The following is a 689-nucleotide window of genomic DNA, read 5'->3' as shown; positions in this document are numbered from 1 at the left end:
CCAAAGTCGGCGAGCTTCTCGCGGCCGTACTTGCCGGTCAGCATGCCAAAGCCGAGCGGGCTCCACGCCACCAATCCCATGCCGAGCGCCTGCCCAGCGGGCTGGATGTCCAGTTCCACGCCGCGGTCTATGAGCGAATAGCTATATTGCAGGCCGACCGGCTCCGGCAGACCATGAGCGCGCGCGAGCGTCGCGATCTGCGCGGTGTACCATGCCGGTGCGTTCGAGAAGCCGTAGTAGAGGATGTCCCCGCGCCGGACGGCGTCGGTCAGCGCGCGAAGCACTTCCTCGGGCGGGGTCGTGCGATCCCAGACATGCGTCCAGTACATGTCGATATGGCCGGTGCCGAGGCGTCTAAGCGACTCTTCCAGTCCGTCGCGGATGTTGCGCGCCGAATTGCCCCCGGCCAGTGGATTACCCTCTGCACGCGGGAAGCCCGACTTGGTTGCCACCACCATCCGGTTGCGCTTGCCGCTGTCGCGCAAGAAGCGGCCGAGCATCATCTCGCTCTCGCCGCCCGAGTAGACATCGGCGGTATCCAGGAAATTGCCGCCTACATCGACGTAGGCGTCGAAGATGCGGCGCGAGGTCGCCTCGTCCGCTCCCCAGCGTCCTGCGCCAAACGTCATCGTCCCCAGAGCCAGGGGGCTCACGACCAGGCCGGATCGGCCGAGCGTGCGGAAATAAGT

The 689-nt window shown here is 66.0% G+C and carries 1 protein-coding gene; it reads right to left on the bottom strand.

All coding sequences use genetic code 11. The annotated features are described in order from the left end of the window. A partial coding sequence (locus tag ACX40P_RS15150; RefSeq protein ID WP_459127191.1) for an aldo/keto reductase occupies positions 1-689 on the bottom strand: 689 nt, incomplete at both ends.

This window comes from Sphingomonas sp. RS2018 (assembly GCF_054489605.1).
This window is presented reverse-complemented; position numbering and strand designations above follow the sequence as displayed.